We start from the raw sequence: 22,496 nt of genomic DNA on the forward strand, positions 1-22,496 counted from the left end.
ACCCCACAGCGCCATCGGATACAACGTCCCGAGCGCGCTGCACTTTCCCGGCGGCGTCACCAGCCCGCCGCCATGGCCAAGGCCGGAAACTCCGGCTTTAGATGGTCCAAAATTGGTAGGCAGGGCACAGAAAAGCTACCATCCGGAATCTGCGCTTGAATCATCAGCGGCAGGCGCACAACCCCAAACCAGTATGCTAGAATCCTCGCGTCTTAAATCAGGCCGCCTGTTCCAAATCATCCGACGACGGGCATTCGTGAATGCCTAGTGGGAAACCTGCAGCTCTTGTCGCGACCATAGCTACTCAATGTTCTCCATTTCCACACCCCCGACGGCCTCGTGAGTCAGCACCAGGACAGCGGCACATCCATATACCGGGGTGTGGTTGGGATGCTCTTCGTGCACCTGCTCGGCGCTGCTGTGAGTGCATCAACTAGATGGCATGAGAGGCAAATACCACACGCTAGGCGCCCCACCTAAACAGTTGCCAGAAGCTGCGATCGCGTGTCTCCGCGACCGCCGCGGATCATGGGTCCGTCTTCGAACATTCGCAACCCAGGGTCGATAACGTTTCCTGAACCTTCAGTTCGAAAGATTATAATCCGCAATGTACAAGTTATATGCGGATAAATAAGAATTTACTAGCGAGCATCCGAGTACGCCGGACATAAGTGCCAAAGGGTAACCCACGGGTTACCCTTCATAACCAGCGGCGGTAACCCGTGGGTTACTTGTCGTCCAGGACGGCTTGAAACGCTTCGATAGCGCGCTGCAGCTTACGTCGATCCACCGCCGAAAAATCCGCGTCTGACAAGATACGGCATTCCCCACGACGCGCAGTGACCTTTGCCGCGCCGACATGAAACTCGTACTTCACGCTTTTCGGGCGGGTCTTCTCCTCCGCCTTCTCGCTCGGCCGCTCGGCGGGTTCTTCGAGAAAGCGGCGAAGGATGTCGTTCTGCTCGTCTGCGGTCTCGATCGCGGAAAGCATCTTGATCAATCTCGCAGCAATGCCGGGGCTGGCCTGAAGTTTGCGCGCGACGTCGACACCCAGATTGCGAGACACCGATTTAGGGAAGCGCAGAGCGTCCCCCAATTCAGAAACCAGATGCACAAAACTTCGAATGTAGGATCTCTTCATCTTGTGCAAAGAGGCGTAGAGCCGGCCGACAAGTTCATCCGCGCCCTGCTCATCCAAGCCAATATCTTTCGCGGCCAGGATCGCAACCTGCGCCATCTCGGCAAAGCTCAGGTCCTCACGGATCACGTTTTCTTCGACCATATCGATGTACAGATCGATGCGGCTTTCCGGCCCGTCAGACACGCGCGCCACCACTTTGGCAAAGCGACCGTCTCCGGTTTCCTGGCGAAGTTGCTGAAGCGCGTTCAGCCTCCGCCAACCTTTTTTCAGCTGATACCCGCCTGGCGTCTGATAGACCTCAATGGGTTCTTTCTGGCCGCGCTCACGGATCGACGCCTTGAGCTCCTCCATCTCATCCGACGCCGCCACCGAGGTCAGATCCAGCCGATCACGCGGCAAATCATCCATCCGGACGTCATCCAGCGGGATCGAGACAAGCACCCTGCCCTCATCCTGCGCCTGTCGGAACGCCTTGGCGTCAGCAGCATTCTGGCGGCGCTGCTCGACGAGATTGTCGGTGCTTTCGTTCAAGCTGCTGGCAGCTTCGCGGACGGCTGCGCCCATCGGACCGACATCCCTGCGGCGCGGCGCTACATCAGATGCACTCAGCGGGCCAAAGCCGAACTTGTTCTTGCCACTCATGCCTCAACCTCTTCCTTGACGATGCTGCGCGCCTCCCAAGCGCGAAGCACGGTGTCCTTGAACTCGCCATAGGCCGCGTCGAAGCTTTGGCGCGCGCGCTTCCACGTCTCACGGGTCATCTGCCGATAGTCCTGCTCATAGACCGATTGCTGGAAGCGGCCTGATTGCTCGACAGCCCGGGTCATCTCGATGGCATTGTGGCAGACATCGGCACCAAAAACATTTCGGAACGCGTCCATCATCGCCAGATGCAGTGGGTTCGAAGTCTCGAACCGCGTCATCAACAGCCGGACATCATCGAAACGTTTCGGCAGTCGGATACCTGCATCCTCTGCAACCTTGCCAAACCCGTCCGAGATGTCCTCAAGTGCGTCCCCCAACTGGCCAAGGAAGCTGGTGGTCGAGTCGTACTCCCAATATCCGGGGCCCGAGGGGATGTAGAGGATATCCGCCGCAAAAGCCGCATTGAGCGACTGGTAACCAATAGCCGGCGGGCAGTCGAAGATGATCAGGTCATACTGATCCTCAGGCAGTTCTTCGAGATAGCGAGAGACACAGCCAAAGAAGCTCCAGGCCTTGTGCATGGAACGGTATTGGGCACTGGCGAACTCGACGAAGGCAGCATTGGCGCAGCTGGGAATGATGTCGATCGTCGACCAGGCGGTTTTCTGGATGAAGTCCTGCGCGCGTTGCGAGCCAATCGACTGGACATCGTCCGGCAACTCATCGGCAGCGGGGTAGGGGCAGTCAGCCGGATCGTCATAGGCGGCAACGATCCGGTCGGCCTCGCGGCACAGGTCGCGGCACATGATGCCCCAGACAGTATTCCACTCTTTGACCTCAACCAGACCCATCGAATGGGTCAGAGTTGCCTGTGGGTCGAAATCGATCACCAGCACACGGTAGCCGTCCAGTGCCGCGGCGTTGGCCAGATGCTGGGCCACGACGGTCTTGCCGACGCCACCCTTGAAGTTCGAGACAGCGACGCGCATCGCGCGACCTGCCGGGCGTTTCGGCAGCAGGTTCTTGCCCCGGAAACGCAGACGACGGCGCAGTTCGTTGATCTCGGCCAGTGAGAACCAGCGCTGCCTCCCGTCGTCCTGAACCACGCCCTGCGGGAGCGAGGGATCGTCAGCCAGCTTCTTGCGCAACGTGTCCGCGGGCACGTCGAACATGAACTGGCTAATCTCCCAGATCGAGAACGGACGAAGGATCTTTTTCTCGGCAGGCGAGAAGGTCGCCTTTCTGACCGCAGCCTGCTGGGCAAGGCTGCGTTCGTTCATGGACTGTAGGTCGGAGTGATCGCGCATGACACTGCTCGTCTTTTTTGCTAATTCCACTTCAATAGCGCGAATTTCCAAATGTGCAAAACAGGAGTTCGCGTAATTCGGGATTTTCGCGCCGTTTTCGGAATTACGCGATAATCCTGCCACAAGGCACCGAGTTCTGGTGACAGATCAGCAGGAATTCGGGACTTATGGTGACAAACCCCGGGCAATAAGGTGGCGGACTGGTGTCACCCATAACCAACTAAACCAATTTTTCCTGTATTTCACGGAATTTGGCACTGATCCCGTTCTTACGTTGCCATTGACAAATCACGGGATCAGCGATCACTCTCATGTGAAAGCGGGAATCGGTCGAAGAAGCCGAGAACCAGAGGAAGCAGGACAGATCAGGATGGACCTCAAAAGGTTTACCGGCCCACAGGCAGGGTCGCAGAAATACGACCTTCTGACCGCCATGGCGATTGCCGGGCTGAATGGGACACCCGGATTCCAGACCTCGATGCTGCGACTGATTGCCTTGGTCACGGCTCGCTACAATTGGAAGGCCGATGAGTTCACTGTCGGTCAGCGGGATCTGGGCAAAATGTGGTCCGTCGATGAACGTACCGTCAAGCGCGAGATCAAACGCCTGACCACTGCACAGATCCTGCTGCAGTTACGACCGGGTGTACGGGGCAGGGTGGCGGCCTATCGTCTCAATTATGCCGAGCTCTATAGGTTGAGTGCACCGCATTGGCATGAGGTCGGCCCGGACTTCTCGGCACGGATGGAGAGCAGCCATCCGCAGGCAGAGCCACAGGAACAGAAGATCGTCCGCGTCGATTTCCGCAGCCGGGCCGAACAGCCCGCAGATCTGCCGCAAGAGCCATGGGCCCGCACATTGCTGCGCCTGTCCGAGACCGAACCGGGGCTGCATCGCAACTGGTTCTCGGCCCTGGCATTCGTCAGCTATGACGCGGGCGTTCTTTGCTTGAGGGCCCCGTCATCGTTTGTCGGGCAATATGTCATGGTTCATCATCTGCGGCCCTTGCAGGACATGGCCCAGATCGAATTTCCAGGTCTGCGTCGCCTGATCATTTCGGATTGACCAGTGAACCGCGAAACATGACTGGAATGCGGATAAAAATCCCTGTCTAGATGGAATCCCGCGCATCCTTTGGGCGCATCCCGAACATCTCGCGGAAGGCCAAAGAAAAGCGCCCGGCATGCATGTAGCCATAGTCCAGCGCGATTTCCCCGATCGACTGCTTGTCGGGATTGGTCCTCAAAGTCCGATAGACATCATTCATCCGCCAGGCCGCAAGCAGATCGTCTAATCGGGTCTCGGTCAAAGCTAGGCAGGCTTTCCGCAATTCAGCCCGGCTCCGGTCCAGCCTTGCCGACAGGCCGGAAACGGTCAGATCTTCGGGCATCAGCCGTTCGCAAGCGGCGACGATCTCGTCGAAGATGGCGAAATCCCGCCGCGAGGAACCACGCTCTGAACCGTTAGCGGGCCCGAGCAGCGACAGGTGATCGCGAATCAGGTCGGGTAGAATCCTCATCAGATCGTCGCGGGCATAGCCCTCGCGGGCGATATCCAGAACGGTGCAGAGCCACGACGTAAAGGTTGCGTCCCGATACTCATGACCAATGCTGGCCGAGTGGATTTCGTGCTCGACCGGCAGCGACACGATCAGCAGGTCCATGCCCTCACGCAGATAGGCCCGGTTGTCGCGGCCTGCCGGGGGCATGATCGCACCACCGGGATGCAAGGACCCGAATGACCCCGTCCCATGGCTGTTCGGACCAACGGGCAGGGCCACGCACATGACGTTGTCAGGAAAGCGGAATTCGTTTTCCATCGCGCGGTTTGATCTTTCGCGTGACAGGCACAGGTCCCCGGCTATCAGGCTTTCGATGCGACCCGCAAAGGTTCCCTTGCTGATCTGTCGATAGCGCTGTTCGAACCCTTCCAGCCCGCGCTCCTGCACGGTGAAATCGCTGTAGCTGCGCGCGGTATAAGACCAATATCCGGTCTGGACATTGATCGGCGCATGATCGGCTGTGTCCGCAAGTTGCGGCATGGCTGTGTCTCCTCCCCCGTCCCTTGCGGGCGCTGCCGGGTCTCTTGCCCGATATTGTAGCAGAAAAAAACTGAAAACCTGTATAAAGACTGACCGAGCGGTCAGTTTATGTTTCCTGAAAAATTCCAACAGGAGACGGCTCCGTGAAACTGACCACTGCTTTGACCCTGACCCTGGCAGGGCTTGCCGGCATGGCCCATGCCGCCGACGAGATCCAGCCCGAGACCCTGACCATCGAAAAGACGATCGCCCCAGGGCCGAACGTGTTGGTGATGGATTTCGGTATGGTCGGTTCGTCACCCGTTTACGTCTTCGGCAGCGAAGAGCTGAAGCTCAAGGGTAATATCGGCACCGGCTCGTTCGGCCAGATGGTGCTGAGCAAGGACGGCAAGACGCTGTATACCGTCTCGGCCTATCTTGAGCGCTACGTCTATGGCGACATCGACGCTGTGGTCCACGAATGGGATCTGCAGACCATGACCGCCAAGCGCGAATTTGAGATCAACGATAAGTTCGGCCATGCCGAAAGCCAGCCGGGCCTGCTGACGCTGGCGGATGACGAAAAGTTCCTGCTGGTCCAGAACGCGACTCCCGCGACCTCGGTCACCGTTGTCGACCTTGCCAAGGGCGCGGACATCGCCGAAGTCCCGACGCCGGGCTGCTGGACCGCGATCCCCGCTGTGGAAGGCCGCCGTTTCACCTCGATCTGCGGCGACGGTACGCTGGCCAGCTATGGCTTTGAGGCGGACGGCACCTTCACCAAGCCGGTGAAATCCGCTCAGATATTTGACGCCGACAAGGATGCGCTGTTCGCCAATCCGCTGCGGGTCGGGTCGAAGCTGATCTATCTGTCCTTCGGCGGCAATTTCCTTGTCGTCGATGACAGCGCCGAGACCGCGACGCTTGAAAAGACCGTCTCGATCGAGGGCGGCGAATGGGCTCCGGGTGGCTCCGAGGTGATGACCTATCACGCGCCCTCGAACACCATCTTCGTGATGATGCACAAGGGTGCGTTCGACGGCTCGCACAAGAACCCGGCCGAAGAAATCTGGGCTGTCGATGCCGAGACCTTCAAGGTCAAGGGCCGTTCGGCCGCCAATGGCGAAACCGGCATTCTGGCGACCAAGGGTGACGCGCCCGAACTGTTCGGCGTGACCCATACCGGCACGCTGGTGAAATACAGCGTGGCCCTTGGCGATGAAGTCACCCTGACCAAGTCGGCCGAACGTGAAGGCGCCGCCATCTTCCCGGCACTGATGGTCTCGGACTTCTAAGATGGAGTCGGGTCTGTCGCTTGCCGCAAGCGGGCTCGCCTGGGTGCTGGCCTTGGTGCTGTGTCGGGCAAGCCTGCACAAGCTGACGGACTTCTACCGCACGGTCGGGGCGGCGCTGGACTACGGCGCCGCGCCCGAGGCCTGGGTTCCCCGTCTGGTCCGCCTGCTGGGCATTGTTGAGGCTGGCTGCGTGCTGGCCCTGATCGTGCCTGCCAGCCGTCCTTTCGCCGGAATGGTCGCGGCCATCCTGTTTGCGGTCTACGCGCTTTTGATGGCGCGGGTGCTGCGACAGGGCAGGGTGCAGATCGATTGCGGTTGCGGTGGTGCACCACAACCCATCTCGGGGCTCAGCCTGCTGCGCAATGGCGTGCTGACCGGGGCAGGGGTCGCGGTGGCCTTGCTGCCGGTCGCGGCGACCGGTCCGCTTGGCGCGATCCTCGGCCTGCTGTGCGGGCTGACGCTGTTCGCCAGCTACGCGCTTTTGGAAAAATTCGCCTCGCATTTGCCGCAGATCCGGCAGGTGCGGCACGATCTGTCGAGAGGATCCATGCAATGGAATACATGATCTTTGCGCTGGTCGCGCTTTGGGTGGTCGTCCTGATCCAGTTCGGGGTCATCTACGTGCTGGCCCGCCAGATCGGCGTGCTGTTCGAGCGCGTGGCCCCGGTCGGAGCGATGATCTCTCATGCCGGGCCAGAGATCGGCGCGCGTGCGCCGGACCTGATGCTGCCGAACCTGAATGGCCCCGGCCTTTCGCTGGGCGCGGTTCAGGACAAGGCGCGGCTGGTGTTCTTCCTGTCCACGACCTGCCCGATCTGCAAGGCGCTGCTGCCGGCGCTGAAATCCATCCGCGCCGATGAATCGCGTTGGCTGGATGTCGTGCTGGCCTCGGATGGGCGCGAGACCCTGCATCGCCACCTGATCGAGGCCGAGGATCTGGGCAGCTTCCCCTATACGCTCTCGTCCGAGCTGGGGATGGCCTTCAAGGTCTCGAAACTGCCCTTCGGTGTGCTGATCGGGGCGGATGGCGTGGTGATCGCCAAGGGCCTCGTGAACAACCGCGAACAACTGGAAAGCCTGCTGACGGCTTCCGAAACCGGCGTGGCCTCGCTGCAGGCCGCCCACAGCCTGAACGCTGCATAAACAATATCACAGGGAAGATGGAACAATGACGAAATTCCTGGACCGCCTGCTCTCCGGCCTTGACCGGATGACCGAAGCCAAAGCCCGCGGAGCGGCCCGCCGCCACGGCCGCCGCAGCTTCCTCGCCCGTGCGGGCGGGGCGATTGTCGGCGGTGTCGCGCTGGCCCCGATCCTGCCCTTCGACCGCCGCGCCAATGCGGCCGGCGCTGCCGCCGCCGGGGATGAATGCGGCTACTGGCGCCATTGCGCCATCGACGGCTTCCTGTGTCAGGACGCTGGCGGCACGCTGACTTCCTGCCCGCCCGGCTCCAGCGTCTCGGCAGTGTCCTGGGTCGGCACCTGCACCAATCCGGATGACAACAAGGATTATCTGGTCAGCTATAACGATTGCTGCGGCAAGCCGCTGATCCCGATGACCACCTTCTGCTACAATTCGAAGGGCGAGCGTCCGGGCTACCGCATGGGTCTGTATAACGACGTAAACTGGTGCATGGCCAACGAAGCCAAAGGCTACCATTGCACCGTGTCCGTCGTCGTCGGGCTGGCGGAGTAATCTGGAATGACGTCGTTCAAGATTGCCGCTTGTTTCACGGTTGCGACCCTCGCAGGGCTGGCCCCGTCCTTCGCGGCCGACCCCGAACCGGGCGAGGCGCTGTTTTCCGAAAACTGCGCCGCCTGTCATAACGAGGGCGGGATCGGGACGCCGGGCCTTGCGCCCCCTCTGAACCGTCCGGGCTTCTGGGCGGGTCTGGGCGATCAGGCTCCGGCCTATATCTCGGGCGTGACCCTGCACGGTCTGAATGGCACGATCACCGCGGCGGGCGAGAAGTATATCGGTCTTGCCATGCCGCCGATCGCCGATCTGGCCGATGAGGATCTTGCTGCGATCAACAGCTGGGTTCTGGGCACGCTTGGTGAAACCAAGCTGGCCGTGTCGGTCGAGGACATCGCCAAGGCCAAGGCCGAAAAGGTCAGCGCCGCCGATCTGCGGGCCATGCGCCCGAAGTCCGAGTGACGCCGGTGTCGCGCCGGGCCGCGACCGCGGCAGCACTGGCGCTGGTCCTTGCGACCGGCGCACAGGCGCAGGAGCGTTCGGCCCGCGCGAACTATGTCCTGCTCTGCTCGGGCTGTCACAATGTCTCGGGGCTGGGCAGCGAGGAAGGCGGCATCCCCGCCTTCCCCGGCTCGGTCGGCAAGATCGCGGCTTTCGACCGGGGTCGCACTTACATGATGCATGTGCCGGGCGTTGTCTCGAACTCGATGAGCAATGCCGAGATCGCGGCGGTGATGAACTACATCCTCGACACCTGGGCCCCCGAGGCCGGGGCTGCGCCCTTCACCGCCGAGGAAGTCACCGCGCGCCGCAAGCTGCCGATCCCGGATATCGTGGTCGAACGCCGCGAAGTCACCGAGGAACTGGCCGCCAAGGGCATCGACATCGCCACATACCCTTGGCCCTGAGCACGGCGCCTATGGCGTCATCGCAGAGCGCATCGTAAGGAAACACCGCGCGGGCCGCACTTTGGCCCGCGTCTTTGCATCTGCGGGGGGCAATGGCTGAAGACGGATTGATTGCCGGGATACTGGACGGGCTGTCCTTGCGCTCGGCTGCCTTCATCGTGACCATCTATGGTGATGTCGTCCTGCCGCGCGGCGGCGTCCTGTGGACCGGAACCCTGATCGAGATATGCGAGCGCGTCGGCATCAACGAATCCCTTGTCCGCACCGCCGTCTCGCGTCTGGTCGCCGCACGGCGTCTGAAGGGCGAAAGGGCAGGGCGGCGCAGCTATTACCGTCTGGACGCCTCGGCCCAGAAGGAATTCGCCGAGGCCGCGACCCTGCTCTACGCCCCCGACATTCCCGCACATGGCTGGCAGATCCTGCACGCCCCGGCCCTGTCCGAGGATGACGCCCACCGCCTGCGCATGGGTCATCTGGGCGGGCAAGTCTATATCCGCCCCGACCGTGGCCAGCCTGCGCCTCGTGGTGCTGTGCTGTTTCACGCCACCGACCCCGAAACCCTTCCGGCACTTGCCGGATATTGGGATCTGTCCGCATTGCAGACCCGCTATCTGGATATGCTCAGCCGTTTTGCCGGGCTGCGCAATGCGGGGCGCCTGCACGGGCTATCGGATGCCGATGCCCTGGTCGCGCGGCTGCTGCTGGTGCATGTCTATCGCAACGTCCTTCTGCGTGACCCGCGCCTGCCTGCGACGGTCCTGCCGCCCGATTGGAAAGGCGCCGAGGCACGGGATTTGTTCCGTGCGCTTTACCGCGACCTGACCCCCAAGGCAGAGCGTCATATCGCCGCCCGATTCGAGGGGACCGACGGTTTGCTGACCGAAACCACCCCAGAAAGCACCACCCGGCTGGCCGGGATCGCCTGAAAATACGCGAAAATTCATCCGGTTGTTCGCGCGGTAATAAACATCACAGAAGATTTGCGATTTCCTATTCCTCTGTGATGTTTTGTCGCGTATAAGCTGACCAAGCGGTCGGTGAATTGGAGGTTTGCCGAGCTTTTCCGGAATTCAAGGGAGTGAGGCATGATTGACGCCTTCATCTGCGACGCGGTTCGGACGCCCATCGGGCGTTACGGCGGGGCCTTGGCCTCGGTCCGGGCGGACGATCTGGCGGCGCTGCCGCTGAAAGCGCTGATGGAGCGCAATCCGGGCGTGGATTGGTCCGCCGTCGATGACCTGATCTTCGGCTGCGCCAACCAAGCTGGCGAGGACAACCGCAACGTCGGTCGCATGGCCGTGCTGCTGGCGGGGATGCCGATCGGCGTTCCGGGCACCACGATCAACCGCCTTTGCGGCTCGGGCATGGATGCGGTCGGCATGGCCGCCCGCGCGATCCGCTCCGGAGACTGCGATTTTGTGCTGGCTGGCGGGGTCGAGTCGATGTCGCGCGCCCCCTTCGTCATGCCCAAGGCGGAATCGGCCTTCTCGCGCAGCAACGCGGTCTATGACACCACCATCGGCTGGCGTTTCGTGAACCCGGCGATGAAGGCGCAATTCGGCGTCGACTCGATGCCGCAGACGGCTGACAACGTGGCGGGTGATTTTGGTATCTCGCGCGCCGATCAGGACGCCTTCGCTGCCCGCAGCCAATCCCGTTGGGCCGCAGCGCAAGCTGCAGGCATCTTCGGTGCCGAAATCGTCCCGGTCACCATCCCGCAGAAAAAAGGCGAGGCGCTCATCGTCGCGGCCGATGAGCATCCCCGTCCGGGCACCACGGCCGAGCAGCTGGCGAAGCTCAAGGGCGTGAACGGCCCCGATCTGACTGTGACCGCGGGCAATGCCTCGGGCGTGAACGATGGCGCGGCTGCGCTGGCGATCCTCTCGGGCGCTGCCGCCGAGCGTCAGGGTCTGGTGCCGAAAGCCCGCATCGTCGCCATGGCCGCTGCCGGCGTCGAGCCGCGCATCATGGGCATCGGCCCCGCTCCTGCCGCCCGCAAGGTGCTGGAGCGCGCCGGTCTGACCATCGACCAGATGGATGTGATCGAACTCAACGAGGCTTTCGCCAGCCAGGCACTTGCCACGCTGCGCGACCTTGGACTGCCTGATGACGCTCCCCATGTTAACCCGAACGGAGGGGCCATTGCGCTTGGCCATCCGCTGGGCATGTCGGGCGCCCGGCTTGTGACCACCGCGATGTATCAGCTTCACCGGACCGGGGGGCGCTACGCCCTTTGCACCATGTGCATCGGCGTGGGGCAGGGCATTGCCATGATCATCGAACGCGTCTGACAGGGAGGCCAGCCATGTATGCACAGCTCGTGAAATCCGAAGGGTCCAAGACCCGCGAAGAGATGACGCCGCAAGAAATCGCCTTCCAGGAGCGCATCGACCGCGGCGAGCGGATCGAGCCCAAGGAATGGATGCCGGAAGGCTATCGCAAGACGCTGATCCGCCAGATGGGCCAGCACGCGCATTCCGAAATCGTCGGCCAGCTTCCCGAGGGCAACTGGATCACCCGCGCCCCCACGCTGGACCGCAAGGCGATCCTGCTGGCCAAGGTGCAGGACGAGGCCGGTCACGGGCTGTATCTGTATTCCGCCGCAGAAACGCTGGGCATCTCGCGCGATGAGCTGCTGGAACAGCTTCACAACGGCAAGATGAAGTATTCCTCGATCTTCAACTATCCCACTCTGACCTGGGCCGATATCGGCGCGGTCGGCTGGCTGGTTGATGGCGCAGCGATCATGAACCAGGTGCCGCTGCAGCGCACGTCCTACGGGCCCTATGCCCGGGCGATGGTCCGCATCTGCAAGGAGGAATCCTTCCACCAGCGGCAGGGCTACGACATCATGATGAAGATGGCCTCGGGCACGGCTGAGCAAAAGGCCATGGCGCAGGATGCTCTGAACCGCTTCTGGTATCCGGCACTGATGATGTTTGGCCCCTCGGACAAGGACTCGGTCCATTCGGCCCAGTCGATGGCGTGGAAGATCAAGATCAACACCAATGACGAGCTGCGCCAGAAATTCGTCGACCAGACCGTGCCGCAGGCCAAGTATCTGGGCCTGACCGTCCCCGACGAGAACCTGAAATGGAACGAGGAAAAGGGCGGCCACGATTTCAGCGAGCCGGACTGGAACGAGTTCTTCGCGGTGATCGCCGGCAACGGTCCCTGCAACGAGGAGCGCCTTGGTGCCCGCGTCAAGGCTTGGGACGACGGCGCATGGTTCCGCGACGGGTTGATGGCTCATGCCGAGAAAGCGGCCACGCGCCGCCACGCGGCCGAGTGATCCGGGTCGCAGCATCATGGATGAAGTGAAATCCAACCAAGGCTATTCGACGGGAACCCCCGTCGAAAGCCGCGGCTCGGCAAGCGAATTGCTGGCCGCGATCCGCGAAGGTCAGACCTCTGCCGTCGCGGCGCTCGAGGCGACGCTGTCGCAGATCGCGGGCTGGAAAGACTTGAACGCGGTCGCGCATCTGAATGCCGATGCGGCGCTGCAAGCTGCTCGCGCTGTCGATGCGGGGCAGGTTTCCGGGCCTCTGGCCGGGGTGCCGATTGTGGTCAAGGACAATATCCAGGTGGCGGGCCTTCCCGCTGCTGCCGGAACGCCGGGCCTGCAGGATGCCATCGCGGTCGCCAATGCTCCGGTCCTGCAAAAGCTGGTCGAGGCAGGCGCGGTCGTCGTCGCCACCACCAATATGCACGAGCTGGCCTTTGGCATCTCGGGCTATAACCCGACCTACCAGACCGGCCCGGAAACGGGCGTGCGCAACCCCTATGACCTCAGCCGCTTCGCGGCAGGGTCTTCGAGTGGCACCGGCGCGCTGATCGGTTCCGGCGCGGTTCGCGCGGGGCTGGGCACCGATACCGGCGGCTCGGTTCGCCTTCCGGCGGCGATCAACGGCGTGGCCGGTCTGCGCCCGACGCTGAACCGCTACCCGACGGGCGGGATCGTCCCGATCTCGCGCACCCGGGACACCTCTGGCGTCATCGCCGCGAGCGTCGCGGATATCGAACTGTTGGACCGCGTCATTACTGACGACGCCCCAACTATCGCGCGTGACCTGGGCGGCGTGAAGCTGGGCCTTGCGGCGGATTTTACCGAAGGGCTGGACGCGGATGTCGCCGCTGTCTGGGCCGGGGTCGTCACCCGCCTGCGTGATGCCGGGGTCGAGTTCGTTCAGATCGATGCCAGCGAGATCGTCGCCCTGAACCACGCCGTCAGCTTCCCGGTCGTGATGACCGAGGCGAATGCCCATCTGCGCTATTATCTGGCCGAACACGCGCCACATCTGACGCTTGAGGATGTGGTGGCCCGGATCGCCAGCCCGGATGTGAAAGCCACCTACGAGACCTTCATCCTGCCCGGCAAGCTGCCGACGCCCAGCGGTGAGTTGGTAGATGGTGCCGAGATCTATCGCGCGGCAATCGAGATCCACCGCCCCGCGCTGATCGCAGCCTATGACGCGCTTTTCGCGGCAAGCGGCATCGACGCGCTGATCTTCCCGACCTCGCCTTGCGTTGCGGCGCTGGCAGGACCGGAATCGAGCGCCCCTGAGGTCTTCGGGACCTTTATCCGCAATGCCGATCCCGGCTCCAATGCTGGCATTCCGGGCCTGTCCATTGCCGCCGGGCGCGGCCCCGACACCGGCCTTCCGGTCGGGATCGAACTGGACGGCCCTGCTGGTTCCGACCGCGCGCTGATCGCGCTGGGGCTGGCAATCGAAACCCTTCTCGGGCGCACCCAACCGCCCGTTCGCAACTGAATGAACTCGCCTTATTGGCACTCGAGGGAGGACCCAACCATGTCCAAAAATGAATGGCCCCTGTGGGAGATCTTCATCCGTGGTCAGCATGGCCTGAACCACCGCCATGTCGGCAGCCTGCACGCGCCGGATGCCGAAATGGCGATCTGCAACGCCCGCGACGTCTATACCCGCCGCAATGAGGGTGTCTCGATTTGGGTGGTGCGCTCGAATGACATCACCGCCTCGTCGCCCTCGGAAAAGGGCCCGCTGTTCGAGCCGGCGAATTCCAAGGTCTATCGTCATCCGACCTTCTTCGACATCCCCGAAGAAGTGGGGCATATGTGATGGGTGCCGCGATCGAAGCGGTCGACCGCGCCGCATATGCCGATTGGCTGCAAAGGGTCGGGGACAATGCCCTGATCCTTGGCCACCGGGTCTCGGAATGGTGCGGGCATGGCCCCGCTCTGGAAGAGGACATCGCGCTTTCCAACGTGGCGCTGGACCTGATCGGGCAATGCCAGCTGTGGCTGGGTCTTGCCGCCGAGGTCGAGGGCAAAGGCCGCAGCGCCGATGATCTGGCCTTCCTGCGCGACGCGGGTGCCTTCCGCAATGTGTTGCTGGTCGAGCGTCCGAATGGCGATTTCGCCCAGACGCTGATGCGCCAGTTCCTGTTCGATGCCTTCCATATCGAACTGCTGCGCGCATTGGGCAAATCGACCGACCTGCGCGTTGCCGAGATTGCCGCCAAGGCCGAAAAAGAGGTGGCCTATCACCTTGAACGTTCGGCCGATCTGGTGATCCGGTTGGGTGACGGCAGTGCGGAAAGCCACGCGCGGATGGAAAAGGCGCTGAAGTCGCTTTGGGCCTATACCGGCGAGATGTTCCTTGACGACGCGACCGATCAGGCATTGGCCGAGGCAGGCATCGCACCCTTGCCGTCCAGTCTGAAATCGGCTTGGGACGAGACCGTCACTGCGGTTCTGGCTGAAGCCACGCTGGCCCATCCCGGCCAGAGCTGGCAGCACAAGGGCGGCAAGCAGGGCATCCATTCCGAGCATCTGGGCTTCCTTCTGGCCGAGATGCAGTTCCTGCAACGCGCCTATCCCGGCGCAAGCTGGTAAGCGCCATGGCCGCCGCGATCCAACCCGGCACGGATCAGGTCTGGGACTGGCTGTCACAGGTCCCCGACCCCGAGATCCCGGTGATCAGCCTGACCGATCTGGGCATCATCCGCGATGTCGCTTGGGCTGATGACACGCTGGTCGTCACCGTCACGCCCACCTATTCGGGCTGTCCGGCGACCGGCATCATCAACCTTGATATCGAGACCGCGCTTCGCGGACACGGGATCGACAAGCTGCGCCTTGAGCGCCAATTGTCGCCCGCATGGACGACGGATTGGATCACCGAGGGTGGCCGCGAAAAGCTGCGCGCTTACGGCATTTCACCCCCGATCGACGGCACTGCCGCCGACGGGCGGTTGGCCGGGCGCATCGCGCGGCTGGCGGAGTCATCGAACCTGACCATCGCCTGCCCGCGCTGCAACTCGACCCAGACCGAAAAACTCAGCCAGTTCGGCTCGACGCCTTGCAAGGCCAGCTATCGCTGCAAGGACTGCCTCGAACCATTCGACTATTTCAAATGCATCTGAGGATGCATCCCGCTACTCAGGAAGGGACACCCCTATGGCACGCTTCCACCCGCTGAAGGTCACCGATGTGCGCCGCGAGACCCGCGATGCCGTGGTTCTGACCCTTGCGCCGCGCGACGAGGATCGCGCCCTGTTCGACTTCACCCAAGGCCAGTATCTGACCTTCCGCCGCGATTTCGACGGCGAGGAACTGCGCCGCAGCTATTCGATCTGCGCCGGTCTCGATGAGGGTTGCCTCAAGGTCGGCATCAAGCGCGTCGATGGCGGCACCTTCTCGACCTGGGCGAATGAAAACCTTGCCCCAGGCGATGAAATCGACGCCATGCCGCCGATGGGCAAGTTCTACACCGCGATCGAGGCAGGTTCGGAAAAGCAGTATCTGGGCTTTGCCGGCGGCTCGGGCATCACGCCGGTCCTGTCGATCATCAAGACCGTTCTGGCACGCGAGCCTCATGCGCAATTCACGCTGGTCTATGCCAACCGCCAGATCAACACGATCATGTTCCGAGAGGAACTTGAGGATCTGAAGAACCTGTATCTGGGCCGCTTCTCGGTCATCCATGTGCTGGAGCAGGAAGGTCAGGAAATCGACCTGTTCACCGGCCGGATCGACGCCGCGAAGATGACCGCGTTATTCCAGCACTGGATCGACCCGAAGTCCATCGACACCGCCTTCATCTGCGGTCCCGAGCCGATGATGCTGGCGATTGCCGGTTCGCTCAAGGAACACGGGCTGGAAGACGGGCAGATCAAGTTCGAACTGTTCGCCAGCAGCCAACATGGCCGCGCCAAGGCCCGCGCCGTCTCGCGCGAGGCGATTGCGCCGGGCGCCGGGACCGAGGCCACCGTCACTTTGGACGGCGCCACCCGCAGCTTCACCATGGCGCGGCAGGGCGAGACGATCCTTGAAGCTGCCATCGCCAACAACATGGACGCGCCCTATTCCTGCAAGGCGGGCGTCTGCTCGACCTGCCGCTGCAAGGTGGTCGAGGGCGAGGTCGAGATGGCGGTGAACCACGCTCTTGAGGATTACGAGGTCCGCGCGGGCTATGTCCTAAGCTGCCAAGCCTATCCGCTGAGTGAGCGCGTCGTCGTCACCTACGACGAATGAAACAGGGGGCCGACATGTCCGAGACGATGAATATCGAGGAATATCTGGCGCAAGGCGGCGTGCTGACCGCGCCGGAAAACGTGCCGGCTCGCTATCGCGGTGAACTTCTGCGCCTGATGTCGAGCTTTGTCGACAGCGAACTGGCCGCCTCCGCCGGGTTCGCGGCTTCGATCAACTTCGCGCCCGGCATCAAGGCGCGCATCGCGGCCAGCCGGATCACGCTGGAAAAGGCCGATCATGCCGAGCGTGTGCTGGGTGTAATGGCGGAGTTCGGCACCGATACCGCTCGCTATGAAACCCAGCATGACTGGGCCGCGCGGGTCGGTCGCGATGAGGATCTGGGCGCGACGCGTCTTGGTGGCGACATGCGGCTGTCGGTCCTGCATTACCCGATCAACGGTTGGGTCGATGCGGTGGTGCTGAACGTGCTGCAGGGCCTCGCCACCGGCGTGCAGATGACCGAGTTGACCCGCGTCTCCTATGCGCCCTTGGCCGAGGTCTTTCGCGAGATCGCCCCGCGCGAGGCGCGCCATGCGGAACTGGGCCTTGAGGGTCTGGAACGCATTGTCGCCACCGATGCGGGCCGCGAGGCCGCCCGCGCCTCGATCGCCTATTGGCAGGATCGGGTCGCGGCGGGCTTTGGCAGCCTTGCCTCGTCACGCTACCAGACGCTGGCCAAATTCGGCCTGCGCCACACCCCGAATGAAACGCTGCTTGCCCGCTGGCAGGCGCTTGTGACCCAACGTCTGGCCGCTTTCGGCCTTTGACAGGGGGCGCTGCCCCCGCAGAATTGATCGAGGATAAGACCCATGACCACTCCGCGCCGGCTTGAAAGCTATGTCTGCGGCCGCTGGACCCCCGGCGCGAAGGACGGACAGACGCTTCTGGATGCAGCGACGGGCGATGCCGTCGCGCTGATCGACTCGACCGGGCTCGATTTCGCGGGTTCGCTGACCTATGGCCGCGAGGTTGCGGGGCCGAAGCTGCGCGCCATGTCCTTCCATGACCGCGCCGCCATGCTCAAGGCGCTGGGTCAGGCCCTGATGGGCATGAAGGAAGAATTCTATACCGAAAGCCTGAAAACCGGCGCGACCCGCACCGATGGTTGGATCGATATCGAGGGCGGCATCGGCACGATGCTGACCTTCGCATCGAAGGGCCGCCGCGAGCTTCCCAATACCCGCGTGCTGACCGATGGCGATGTCGAGGTCCTGTCCAAGGATTCGACCTTCAGCGCCCAGCATATCCTGACGCCGCTGCAAGGCGTCGCGGTGCATATCAACGCCTATAACTTCCCGATCTGGGGGATGCTGGAAAAGATCGCGCCGACACTGCTGGCGGGCGTGCCTTGCCTTGTCAAACCCGCCTCGCAGACCGCCTATCTGACCGAGCTGATGGTGCGCCGCATCGTGGAAACCGGCATCCTGCCCGATGGCGCGCTGCAGCTGATCTGCGGCTCGGTCGGGGATCTGCTGGACCATGTGACGGGTCAGGACGCGGTCACCTTCACCGGTTCCGCTTGGACCGGGCGCAAGTTGAAATCGCATCCCGCGATTGTCGCGAATTCGGTGCGCTTCACCATGGAGGCCGACAGCCTGAACGCCTCGATCCTTGGCCCCGATGCCGTCGCGGGCACGCCCGAGTTCGATCTGTTCGTCAAGGAAGTCGCGCGCGAGATGACGGTGAAGGCCGGGCAGAAATGCACCGCGATCCGCCGCGTCATCGCGCCGCGCGATCAGGTGCAGGCGCTGGTCGCGGCCCTTCGCGAGCGTCTGGAAAAGACCCCGCTGGGTCTGCCCGGCGCGGAAGGCACCCGCATGGGTCCGCTCGCCAGCTTCGATCAGCGCGTCGAGGTCCGCGAGCGTATCCGCGAATTGCAAGCTGATGCCGAGATCGTCGCGGGCAATCCCGATGAGGTCCGTCTGGCCTCGGGTGATGCCGAGCGCGGGGCCTTCCTGAACCCGGTCCTGCTTTACGCCGACAAGCCCTTTGCGGCGACGAAGATCCATGAGGTCGAGGCCTTTGGCCCGGTCTCGACCGTCATGCCCTATGACAATCTGGATGAGGCGGTCAGTCTTGCGCAGATGGGCAAGGGGTCGCTGGTCTCGTCGGTCTTCACCAATGACGCCAAGGTTGCCGAGGAAGTCGTGATCGGCGCGGCCCCCTTCCATGGCCGCATCCTGATCGGCAACCGCGCTTCGGCCAAGACCTCGACCGGGCATGGCTCTCCCTTGGCGGCGCTGGTCCATGGCGGTCCGGGCCGTGCTGGTGGCGGCGAGGAAATGGGCGGCATCCGCGGCGTCAAGCATTACATGCAGCGCACCGCGGTCCAAGGCGCGCCGCGTCTGCTGTCGGCAGTCACCGGTCGCTGGATCGAGGGTGCCGAGGCGCAGCAGGGCGTCCATCCCTTCCGCAAGTCGCTGGCCGAACTGAACATCGGCGACCAACTGGTCACCGCGACCCGCACCATCACCCTTGAGGATGTCGAGCATTTCGCCAATTTCACCGGCGACACCTTCTACGCCCATATGGATGCGGTCGCGGCCAAGGCGAACCCGTTCTTCGACGACCGCGTGGCGCATGGCTACCTGATCGCCTCCTTCGCGGCAGGTCTGTTTGTCGAGCCGAACCCCGGCCCGGTTCTGGCCAATTACGGCGTCGACAATATGCGCTTCCTGACGCCGGTCTATTTCGGCGACACCCTGCAGGTCCGCCTGACCTGCAAAGAGATCAATCCCCGCGCCAATGCCGAACATGGCGAGGTCCGCTGGGATTGTCAGGTCAGCAACCAGCATGGGGCGGTTGTCGCGCAATATGACGTGCTGACCATGGTCGCCAAGACTTGGCCCGCCATCGCTCAGGCGGCTGAATGAGCCGTATCTACGCCTGGGACGGCATCGTCCCGGTGATCGATCCCACCGCCTTCGTTCATCCCGAGGCGGTGGTGATCGGTGACGTGATCATCGGCCCGACAGTCTATGTCGGGCCGGGGGCCGTTCTGCGCGGCGATTTCGGGCGGATCATCCTGCAGGCGGGCTGCAATGTGCAGGAAACCTGCGTGATCCATGCCTTTCCCGGCAAGGATGTCGTCGTCGAGGAATTGGGCCATATCGGCCATGGCGCGGTGCTGCACGGCTGCCATGTGGGTCGCAATGCCATGGTCGGCATGAATGCAGTTGTCATGGACGAAGCCGTGATCGGCGAAAACACCATCATCGCTGCCATGGCCTTCGTGAAGGCCGGGGCGCAGGTTCCAAGAAACAGCCTTGCCGTCGGTTCACCCGCCAAGGTGATCCGCGAGTTGTCGGCGGAAGAAATCGAATGGAAGCGTCGCGGCACCGGCGTCTATCAGCAACTTGCGCTGGAAGCGCGTGACAAGCTGGTCCCGGCGACGCCTTTGACCGCGCCCGAGCCGGATCGCCGTCGGGCCGAGGCCCCGCGCTACGATCCCTTGGTGCTCGAACGTCGGGGCTTCAGCGAACGGCCTTGATTCCTTCAAGGATCAGGGTTGTCGCCACATCGGCATAATCCTCGCGCGAGATGCGGCCACCATCGCGGAACCACATATAGACCCAGTTCATCATGCCAAACAGCGACATGGTGACGGGGGTCAGCAGGGGGCGCTCGGGATTGTCCAGATCGGGATTGATCTGGCGCAGAACGACGGCGAAATGCCGCACGATCTGCTTTTCGATCGCGAGGATCTCGGCCTTCTGCTCATCGGTCAGGGCCGAGGTCGCGTTCAACTGCACCTTGTGCTGATTGTCCGCGCCCTTATAGGCGTCCAGCACCGTGCCGACCAGTTTGCGCAGCTGGGCTTGCGGGTCGAGCGGCTCGACCGAGGCTGCCTCGATCGCCTCGAGGACTTCCTCCAGATGGGTGATGATGATCTCGAAGATCAGCTCGCCCTTGCTGGGATAGTAGTGATAAAGCAATGCCTTGGACACTTGCCCATGCGCCGCGATCTGCGCCATCGAGGCCTTTTCCATGCCCTGTTCGGCAAAGACGGCGGCCGCGCTGTCCAGTAGACCGCGCCGCTTTTCATCGAAATCGACTGCCCGTGTCCGAGCCATGAAATCCCTTTCGACCGCCTCATTCAGCGTCCGGAAATTGGACGGGGGTAAAATCCCCCGTCCTTCTAGCTTTATCGTCGCGGCATGTCATGTCCATGCCACGATGCGGCGTCACGCCTTGGGACGGTTGTCCACGAAGCGCTTGGCCTTGCCTTCCGAGCGGGCGACCCCGTTCGGATCGGCGACATTCACCTTGGTCGAGATGCCGACCACGCTTTTGATGTGATGCGCGAGTTCTTTGGCCGAATGGGCGCGGGCACTTTCGTCACACATGTCCGGCGTGCATTCGACATGGACGGTCATATTGTCCATGCGGCCCGCGCGTGAAAGCTCGATCTGGAAATGCGGGGCGAGGCCCTTGCATTTCAGGATCTGCTCTTCGATCTGGGTCGGGAAGACGTTGACGCCACGCAGGATGATCATGTCGTCGCTGCGGCCGGTGATCTTTTCGATCCGGCGCATCGAACGCGCGGTGCCCGGCAGCAGGCGGGTCAGGTCGCGGGTGCGGTAGCGCACCATCGGCAGACCTTCCTTGGTCAGCGTGGTGAAGACGAGTTCACCCAGCTGGCCATCGGGCAGGACTTCACCGGTCACCGGGTCGATGATTTCGGGGTAGAAGTGGTCTTCCCAGACATGCAGCCCGTCCTTGGTCTCGACGCATTCCTGCGCGACGCCGGGGCCCATGATTTCCGACAGGCCGTAGATGTCCACGGCGTGCATGTTGAAGGCTTCCTCGATTTCCTGACGCATCGCGTTGGTCCAGGGCTCGGCCCCGAAGATGCCGATCTCGAGCGAGCTTTCGCGCGGGTCCAGTCCCTGACGGCGGAATTCGTCAAGGATCGACAGCATGTAGCTGGGCGTCACCATGATGATGCGCGGCTTGAAGTCGTTGATCAGCGTGACCTGACGCTCGGTCATGCCGCCCGACATCGGGACCACAGTGCAGCCCAGACGCTCGGCGCCGTAATGCGCGCCAAGACCGCCGGTGAACAGCCCGTAGCCATACGAGTTGTGCAGCATGTCGCCCGGACGCCCACCCGCCGCGCGGATCGAGCGGGCGATCAGGTTTGCCCAGGTGTCGATGTCGCGCTGGGTATAGCCCACCACCGTCGGCTTGCCAGTCGTGCCGGACGAGCCGTGGATGCGCACCAGCTTTTCGCGCGGCGTGGCGAACATCCCAAAGGGATAAGTCTCGCGCAGGTCCTGCTTGTAGGTGAAGGGGAACTTCGCAATATCCGCGAGGGTTTTCAGATCCTCGGGATGGGCGCCATTCTCGTCGAAGCGTTTGCGATAGAAGGGCGAATTGTCATAGGCATGCTTCAGCGACCATTGCATGCGGTGAAACTGAAGCTCGGCGATTTCATCGCGCGAAGCGGTTTCGATCGGCTCAAGGCCGGGTGCCATCGGGGACAGGTCTTGCATGGTTTCCTCCCTGCAAACAAGCGGTCCGGTCAGTGTCAGACCGGAAGGTGGGTTCCCTTGACGGTGCGCGAATGGCCGCGGAATTCGGCCACATGTTCACCGTTCTGGTTGGTGATGCGAATGTCATAGATCCCCGAGCGGCCCCGGCGCGACACTTCGCGCGCGTGGGCCGTCAGCCGGTCTCCGATCCGGCCGGGGACAAGATAGGTGATCGAGCAATGCTGCGCCACGGTCAGCTGATTGTAGCTGTTGCAGGCGAATGCAAAGGCGCTGTCGGCCAGCGTGAACATGTATCCACCATGGCAATTGCCGTGGCCGTTCGACATGTCGGCGGTGATTGTCATGGTCAGGTCGGCCTCGCCGGGGGCGATATGGTCAAGGCTCATGTTCAGGCGCTGGCTGGCGGAATCGTCGTTCCACATCGCCTTGGCCGAGGCTTCGGCCAGTTCCTGCGGGGTCATGTCCGAGACGG

The 22,496-nt window shown here is 62.7% G+C and carries 24 protein-coding genes; 18 read left to right on the forward strand and 6 right to left on the reverse strand.

What is annotated here, in order from left to right:
* Nucleotides 1-727 precede the first annotated feature (727 nt).
* Together GL300_RS14525 and GL300_RS14530 are read right to left on the reverse strand one after the other, a co-directional pair.
* Nucleotides 728-1,783: a ParB/RepB/Spo0J family partition protein gene (locus tag GL300_RS14525; RefSeq protein WP_155040376.1), complete on the reverse strand. Its 1,056-nt coding sequence runs from the start codon at nt 1,781-1,783 to the stop codon at nt 728-730.
* Nucleotides 1,780-3,093 carry an AAA family ATPase gene (locus GL300_RS14530; protein WP_155040377.1) on the reverse strand — a complete coding sequence of 438 codons (1,314 nt, stop codon included), beginning with the start codon at nt 3,091-3,093 and terminating at the stop codon, nt 1,780-1,782. The genes GL300_RS14525 and GL300_RS14530 overlap by 4 nt, the downstream gene beginning before the upstream one ends.
* A 370-nt stretch (nt 3,094-3,463) precedes the next feature.
* Here GL300_RS14530 and GL300_RS14535 point away from each other — a divergent pair, with 370 nt between their 5' ends.
* Entirely contained in the window at nt 3,464-4,159 is a 696-nt protein-coding gene (locus tag GL300_RS14535) for a hypothetical protein (protein WP_155040378.1), read from the forward strand.
* A gap of 46 nt (nt 4,160-4,205) precedes the next feature.
* On the opposite strand, the gene GL300_RS14540 is transcribed toward GL300_RS14535, so the two are convergent.
* The gene (locus GL300_RS14540; RefSeq protein ID WP_155040379.1) at nt 4,206-5,135 is read right to left on the reverse strand and encodes a helix-turn-helix transcriptional regulator; all 930 of its coding nucleotides are present in this window, start codon (nt 5,133-5,135) and stop codon (nt 4,206-4,208) included.
* Between the two features lie 143 nt (nt 5,136-5,278).
* Between GL300_RS14540 and GL300_RS14545 the strand changes: the two genes are divergently transcribed.
* The 17 genes from GL300_RS14545 (at nt 5,279) to GL300_RS14625 (ending at nt 20,019) form a co-directional block, all read left to right on the forward strand.
* The gene (locus GL300_RS14545; protein ID WP_155040380.1) at nt 5,279-6,409 is read left to right on the forward strand and encodes an amine dehydrogenase large subunit; all 1,131 of its coding nucleotides are present in this window, start codon (nt 5,279-5,281) and stop codon (nt 6,407-6,409) included.
* A 1-nt stretch (nt 6,410) separates the two neighbouring features.
* Entirely contained in the window at nt 6,411-6,974 is a 564-nt protein-coding gene (locus GL300_RS14550; protein ID WP_155040381.1) for a MauE/DoxX family redox-associated membrane protein, read from the forward strand.
* A complete protein-coding gene (locus tag GL300_RS14555; protein WP_155040382.1) occupies nt 6,962-7,552 on the forward strand; it encodes a redoxin domain-containing protein in 591 nt (196 codons plus the stop codon). Before GL300_RS14550 ends, GL300_RS14555 begins: the two co-directional genes overlap by 13 nt.
* Nucleotides 7,553-7,577: 25 nt before the next feature.
* The gene (locus GL300_RS14560; RefSeq protein ID WP_155040383.1) at nt 7,578-8,105 is read left to right on the forward strand and encodes a methylamine dehydrogenase light chain; all 528 of its coding nucleotides are present in this window, start codon (nt 7,578-7,580) and stop codon (nt 8,103-8,105) included.
* A gap of 6 nt (nt 8,106-8,111) precedes the next feature.
* Complete coding sequence (locus GL300_RS14565; RefSeq protein WP_155040384.1) at nt 8,112-8,567, forward strand: c-type cytochrome; 456 nt, start codon at nt 8,112-8,114, stop codon at nt 8,565-8,567.
* The gene (locus GL300_RS14570) at nt 8,564-9,013 is read left to right on the forward strand and encodes a c-type cytochrome (protein ID WP_155040385.1); all 450 of its coding nucleotides are present in this window, start codon (nt 8,564-8,566) and stop codon (nt 9,011-9,013) included. Before GL300_RS14565 ends, GL300_RS14570 begins: the two co-directional genes overlap by 4 nt.
* Nucleotides 9,014-9,105: 92 nt before the next feature.
* A complete protein-coding gene (locus GL300_RS14575) occupies nt 9,106-9,939 on the forward strand; it encodes a PaaX family transcriptional regulator (protein WP_155040386.1) in 834 nt (277 codons plus the stop codon).
* 162 nt (nt 9,940-10,101) lie between these two features.
* Nucleotides 10,102-11,304, forward strand: a complete 1,203-nt coding sequence (gene pcaF, locus GL300_RS14580; RefSeq protein WP_343043062.1) for a 3-oxoadipyl-CoA thiolase — start codon at nt 10,102-10,104, stop codon at nt 11,302-11,304.
* A 14-nt stretch (nt 11,305-11,318) separates the two neighbouring features.
* On the forward strand, nt 11,319-12,305 hold the full coding sequence (gene paaA / locus GL300_RS14585; protein ID WP_155040388.1) for a 1,2-phenylacetyl-CoA epoxidase subunit PaaA: 987 nt from the start codon (nt 11,319-11,321) through the stop codon (nt 12,303-12,305).
* A gap of 25 nt (nt 12,306-12,330) precedes the next feature.
* Nucleotides 12,331-13,785 (forward strand): amidase family protein, encoded by a 1,455-nt coding sequence (locus GL300_RS14590; protein ID WP_211595106.1) that lies wholly within the window; start codon nt 12,331-12,333, stop codon nt 13,783-13,785.
* A gap of 39 nt (nt 13,786-13,824) precedes the next feature.
* On the forward strand, nt 13,825-14,112 hold the full coding sequence (paaB, locus tag GL300_RS14595; RefSeq protein ID WP_155040390.1) for a 1,2-phenylacetyl-CoA epoxidase subunit PaaB: 288 nt from the start codon (nt 13,825-13,827) through the stop codon (nt 14,110-14,112).
* A complete protein-coding gene (gene paaC, locus GL300_RS14600; protein ID WP_155040391.1) occupies nt 14,112-14,888 on the forward strand; it encodes a 1,2-phenylacetyl-CoA epoxidase subunit PaaC in 777 nt (258 codons plus the stop codon). The genes paaB and paaC overlap by 1 nt, the downstream gene beginning before the upstream one ends.
* Nucleotides 14,889-14,893: 5 nt before the next feature.
* On the forward strand, nt 14,894-15,418 hold the full coding sequence (gene paaD / locus GL300_RS14605) for a 1,2-phenylacetyl-CoA epoxidase subunit PaaD (protein WP_155040392.1): 525 nt from the start codon (nt 14,894-14,896) through the stop codon (nt 15,416-15,418).
* 34 nt (nt 15,419-15,452) lie between these two features.
* Nucleotides 15,453-16,529, forward strand: coding sequence for a 1,2-phenylacetyl-CoA epoxidase subunit PaaE (gene paaE, locus GL300_RS14610; protein ID WP_155040393.1), 1,077 nt, complete (start codon nt 15,453-15,455; stop codon nt 16,527-16,529).
* Nucleotides 16,530-16,543: 14 nt separating this feature from the next.
* Complete coding sequence (locus GL300_RS14615) at nt 16,544-17,296, forward strand: Phenylacetic acid catabolic protein (protein ID WP_155040394.1); 753 nt, start codon at nt 16,544-16,546, stop codon at nt 17,294-17,296.
* Between the two features lie 42 nt (nt 17,297-17,338).
* A complete protein-coding gene (paaZ, locus tag GL300_RS14620; RefSeq protein WP_155040395.1) occupies nt 17,339-19,402 on the forward strand; it encodes a phenylacetic acid degradation bifunctional protein PaaZ in 2,064 nt (687 codons plus the stop codon).
* Nucleotides 19,399-20,019 carry an acyltransferase gene (locus GL300_RS14625; RefSeq protein ID WP_155040396.1) on the forward strand — a complete coding sequence of 207 codons (621 nt, stop codon included), beginning with the start codon at nt 19,399-19,401 and terminating at the stop codon, nt 20,017-20,019. The genes paaZ and GL300_RS14625 overlap by 4 nt, the downstream gene beginning before the upstream one ends.
* On the opposite strand, the gene GL300_RS14630 is transcribed toward GL300_RS14625, so the two are convergent.
* The 3 genes from GL300_RS14630 to paaI all read right to left on the reverse strand — a co-directional run bounded on the left by GL300_RS14630 (nt 20,003) and on the right by paaI (nt 22,485).
* A complete protein-coding gene (locus GL300_RS14630; RefSeq protein ID WP_155040397.1) occupies nt 20,003-20,602 on the reverse strand; it encodes a TetR/AcrR family transcriptional regulator in 600 nt (199 codons plus the stop codon). The genes GL300_RS14625 and GL300_RS14630 overlap by 17 nt on opposite strands.
* A 111-nt stretch (nt 20,603-20,713) precedes the next feature.
* Nucleotides 20,714-22,024 carry a phenylacetate--CoA ligase PaaK gene (paaK, locus tag GL300_RS14635; protein WP_155040398.1) on the reverse strand — a complete coding sequence of 437 codons (1,311 nt, stop codon included), beginning with the start codon at nt 22,022-22,024 and terminating at the stop codon, nt 20,714-20,716.
* A 35-nt stretch (nt 22,025-22,059) separates the two neighbouring features.
* Nucleotides 22,060-22,485: a hydroxyphenylacetyl-CoA thioesterase PaaI gene (paaI, locus tag GL300_RS14640; protein ID WP_211595110.1), complete on the reverse strand. Its 426-nt coding sequence runs from the start codon at nt 22,483-22,485 to the stop codon at nt 22,060-22,062.
* Between the last annotated feature and the right edge of the window lie 11 nt (nt 22,486-22,496).

Source organism: Paracoccus litorisediminis (assembly GCF_009711205.1).
GTDB lineage: Bacteria > Pseudomonadota > Alphaproteobacteria > Rhodobacterales > Rhodobacteraceae > Paracoccus > Paracoccus litorisediminis.

Coding starts and splice junctions, on each gene's coding strand:
- GL300_RS14525 (WP_155040376.1), bottom strand. CDS start 1,783: ATGAGTGGCAAGAACAAGTTCGGCTTTGGCCCGCTGAGTGCATCTGAT.
- GL300_RS14530 (WP_155040377.1), bottom strand. CDS start 3,093: ATGCGCGATCACTCCGACCTACAGTCCATGAACGAACGCAGCCTTGCC.
- GL300_RS14535 (WP_155040378.1), top strand. CDS start 3,464: ATGGACCTCAAAAGGTTTACCGGCCCACAGGCAGGGTCGCAGAAATAC.
- GL300_RS14540 (WP_155040379.1), bottom strand. CDS start 5,135: ATGCCGCAACTTGCGGACACAGCCGATCATGCGCCGATCAATGTCCAG.
- GL300_RS14550 (WP_155040381.1), top strand. CDS start 6,411: ATGGAGTCGGGTCTGTCGCTTGCCGCAAGCGGGCTCGCCTGGGTGCTG.
- GL300_RS14555 (WP_155040382.1), top strand. CDS start 6,962: ATGGAATACATGATCTTTGCGCTGGTCGCGCTTTGGGTGGTCGTCCTG.
- GL300_RS14560 (WP_155040383.1), top strand. CDS start 7,578: ATGACGAAATTCCTGGACCGCCTGCTCTCCGGCCTTGACCGGATGACC.
- GL300_RS14565 (WP_155040384.1), top strand. CDS start 8,112: ATGACGTCGTTCAAGATTGCCGCTTGTTTCACGGTTGCGACCCTCGCA.
- GL300_RS14575 (WP_155040386.1), top strand. CDS start 9,106: ATGGCTGAAGACGGATTGATTGCCGGGATACTGGACGGGCTGTCCTTG.
- paaA (WP_155040388.1), top strand. CDS start 11,319: ATGTATGCACAGCTCGTGAAATCCGAAGGGTCCAAGACCCGCGAAGAG.
- paaB (WP_155040390.1), top strand. CDS start 13,825: ATGTCCAAAAATGAATGGCCCCTGTGGGAGATCTTCATCCGTGGTCAG.
- paaC (WP_155040391.1), top strand. CDS start 14,112: ATGGGTGCCGCGATCGAAGCGGTCGACCGCGCCGCATATGCCGATTGG.
- paaD (WP_155040392.1), top strand. CDS start 14,894: ATGGCCGCCGCGATCCAACCCGGCACGGATCAGGTCTGGGACTGGCTG.
- paaE (WP_155040393.1), top strand. CDS start 15,453: ATGGCACGCTTCCACCCGCTGAAGGTCACCGATGTGCGCCGCGAGACC.
- GL300_RS14615 (WP_155040394.1), top strand. CDS start 16,544: ATGTCCGAGACGATGAATATCGAGGAATATCTGGCGCAAGGCGGCGTG.
- paaZ (WP_155040395.1), top strand. CDS start 17,339: ATGACCACTCCGCGCCGGCTTGAAAGCTATGTCTGCGGCCGCTGGACC.
- GL300_RS14625 (WP_155040396.1), top strand. CDS start 19,399: ATGAGCCGTATCTACGCCTGGGACGGCATCGTCCCGGTGATCGATCCC.
- GL300_RS14630 (WP_155040397.1), bottom strand. CDS start 20,602: ATGGCTCGGACACGGGCAGTCGATTTCGATGAAAAGCGGCGCGGTCTA.
- paaK (WP_155040398.1), bottom strand. CDS start 22,024: ATGCAAGACCTGTCCCCGATGGCACCCGGCCTTGAGCCGATCGAAACC.
- paaI (WP_211595110.1), bottom strand. CDS start 22,485: ATGACCCCGCAGGAACTGGCCGAAGCCTCGGCCAAGGCGATGTGGAAC.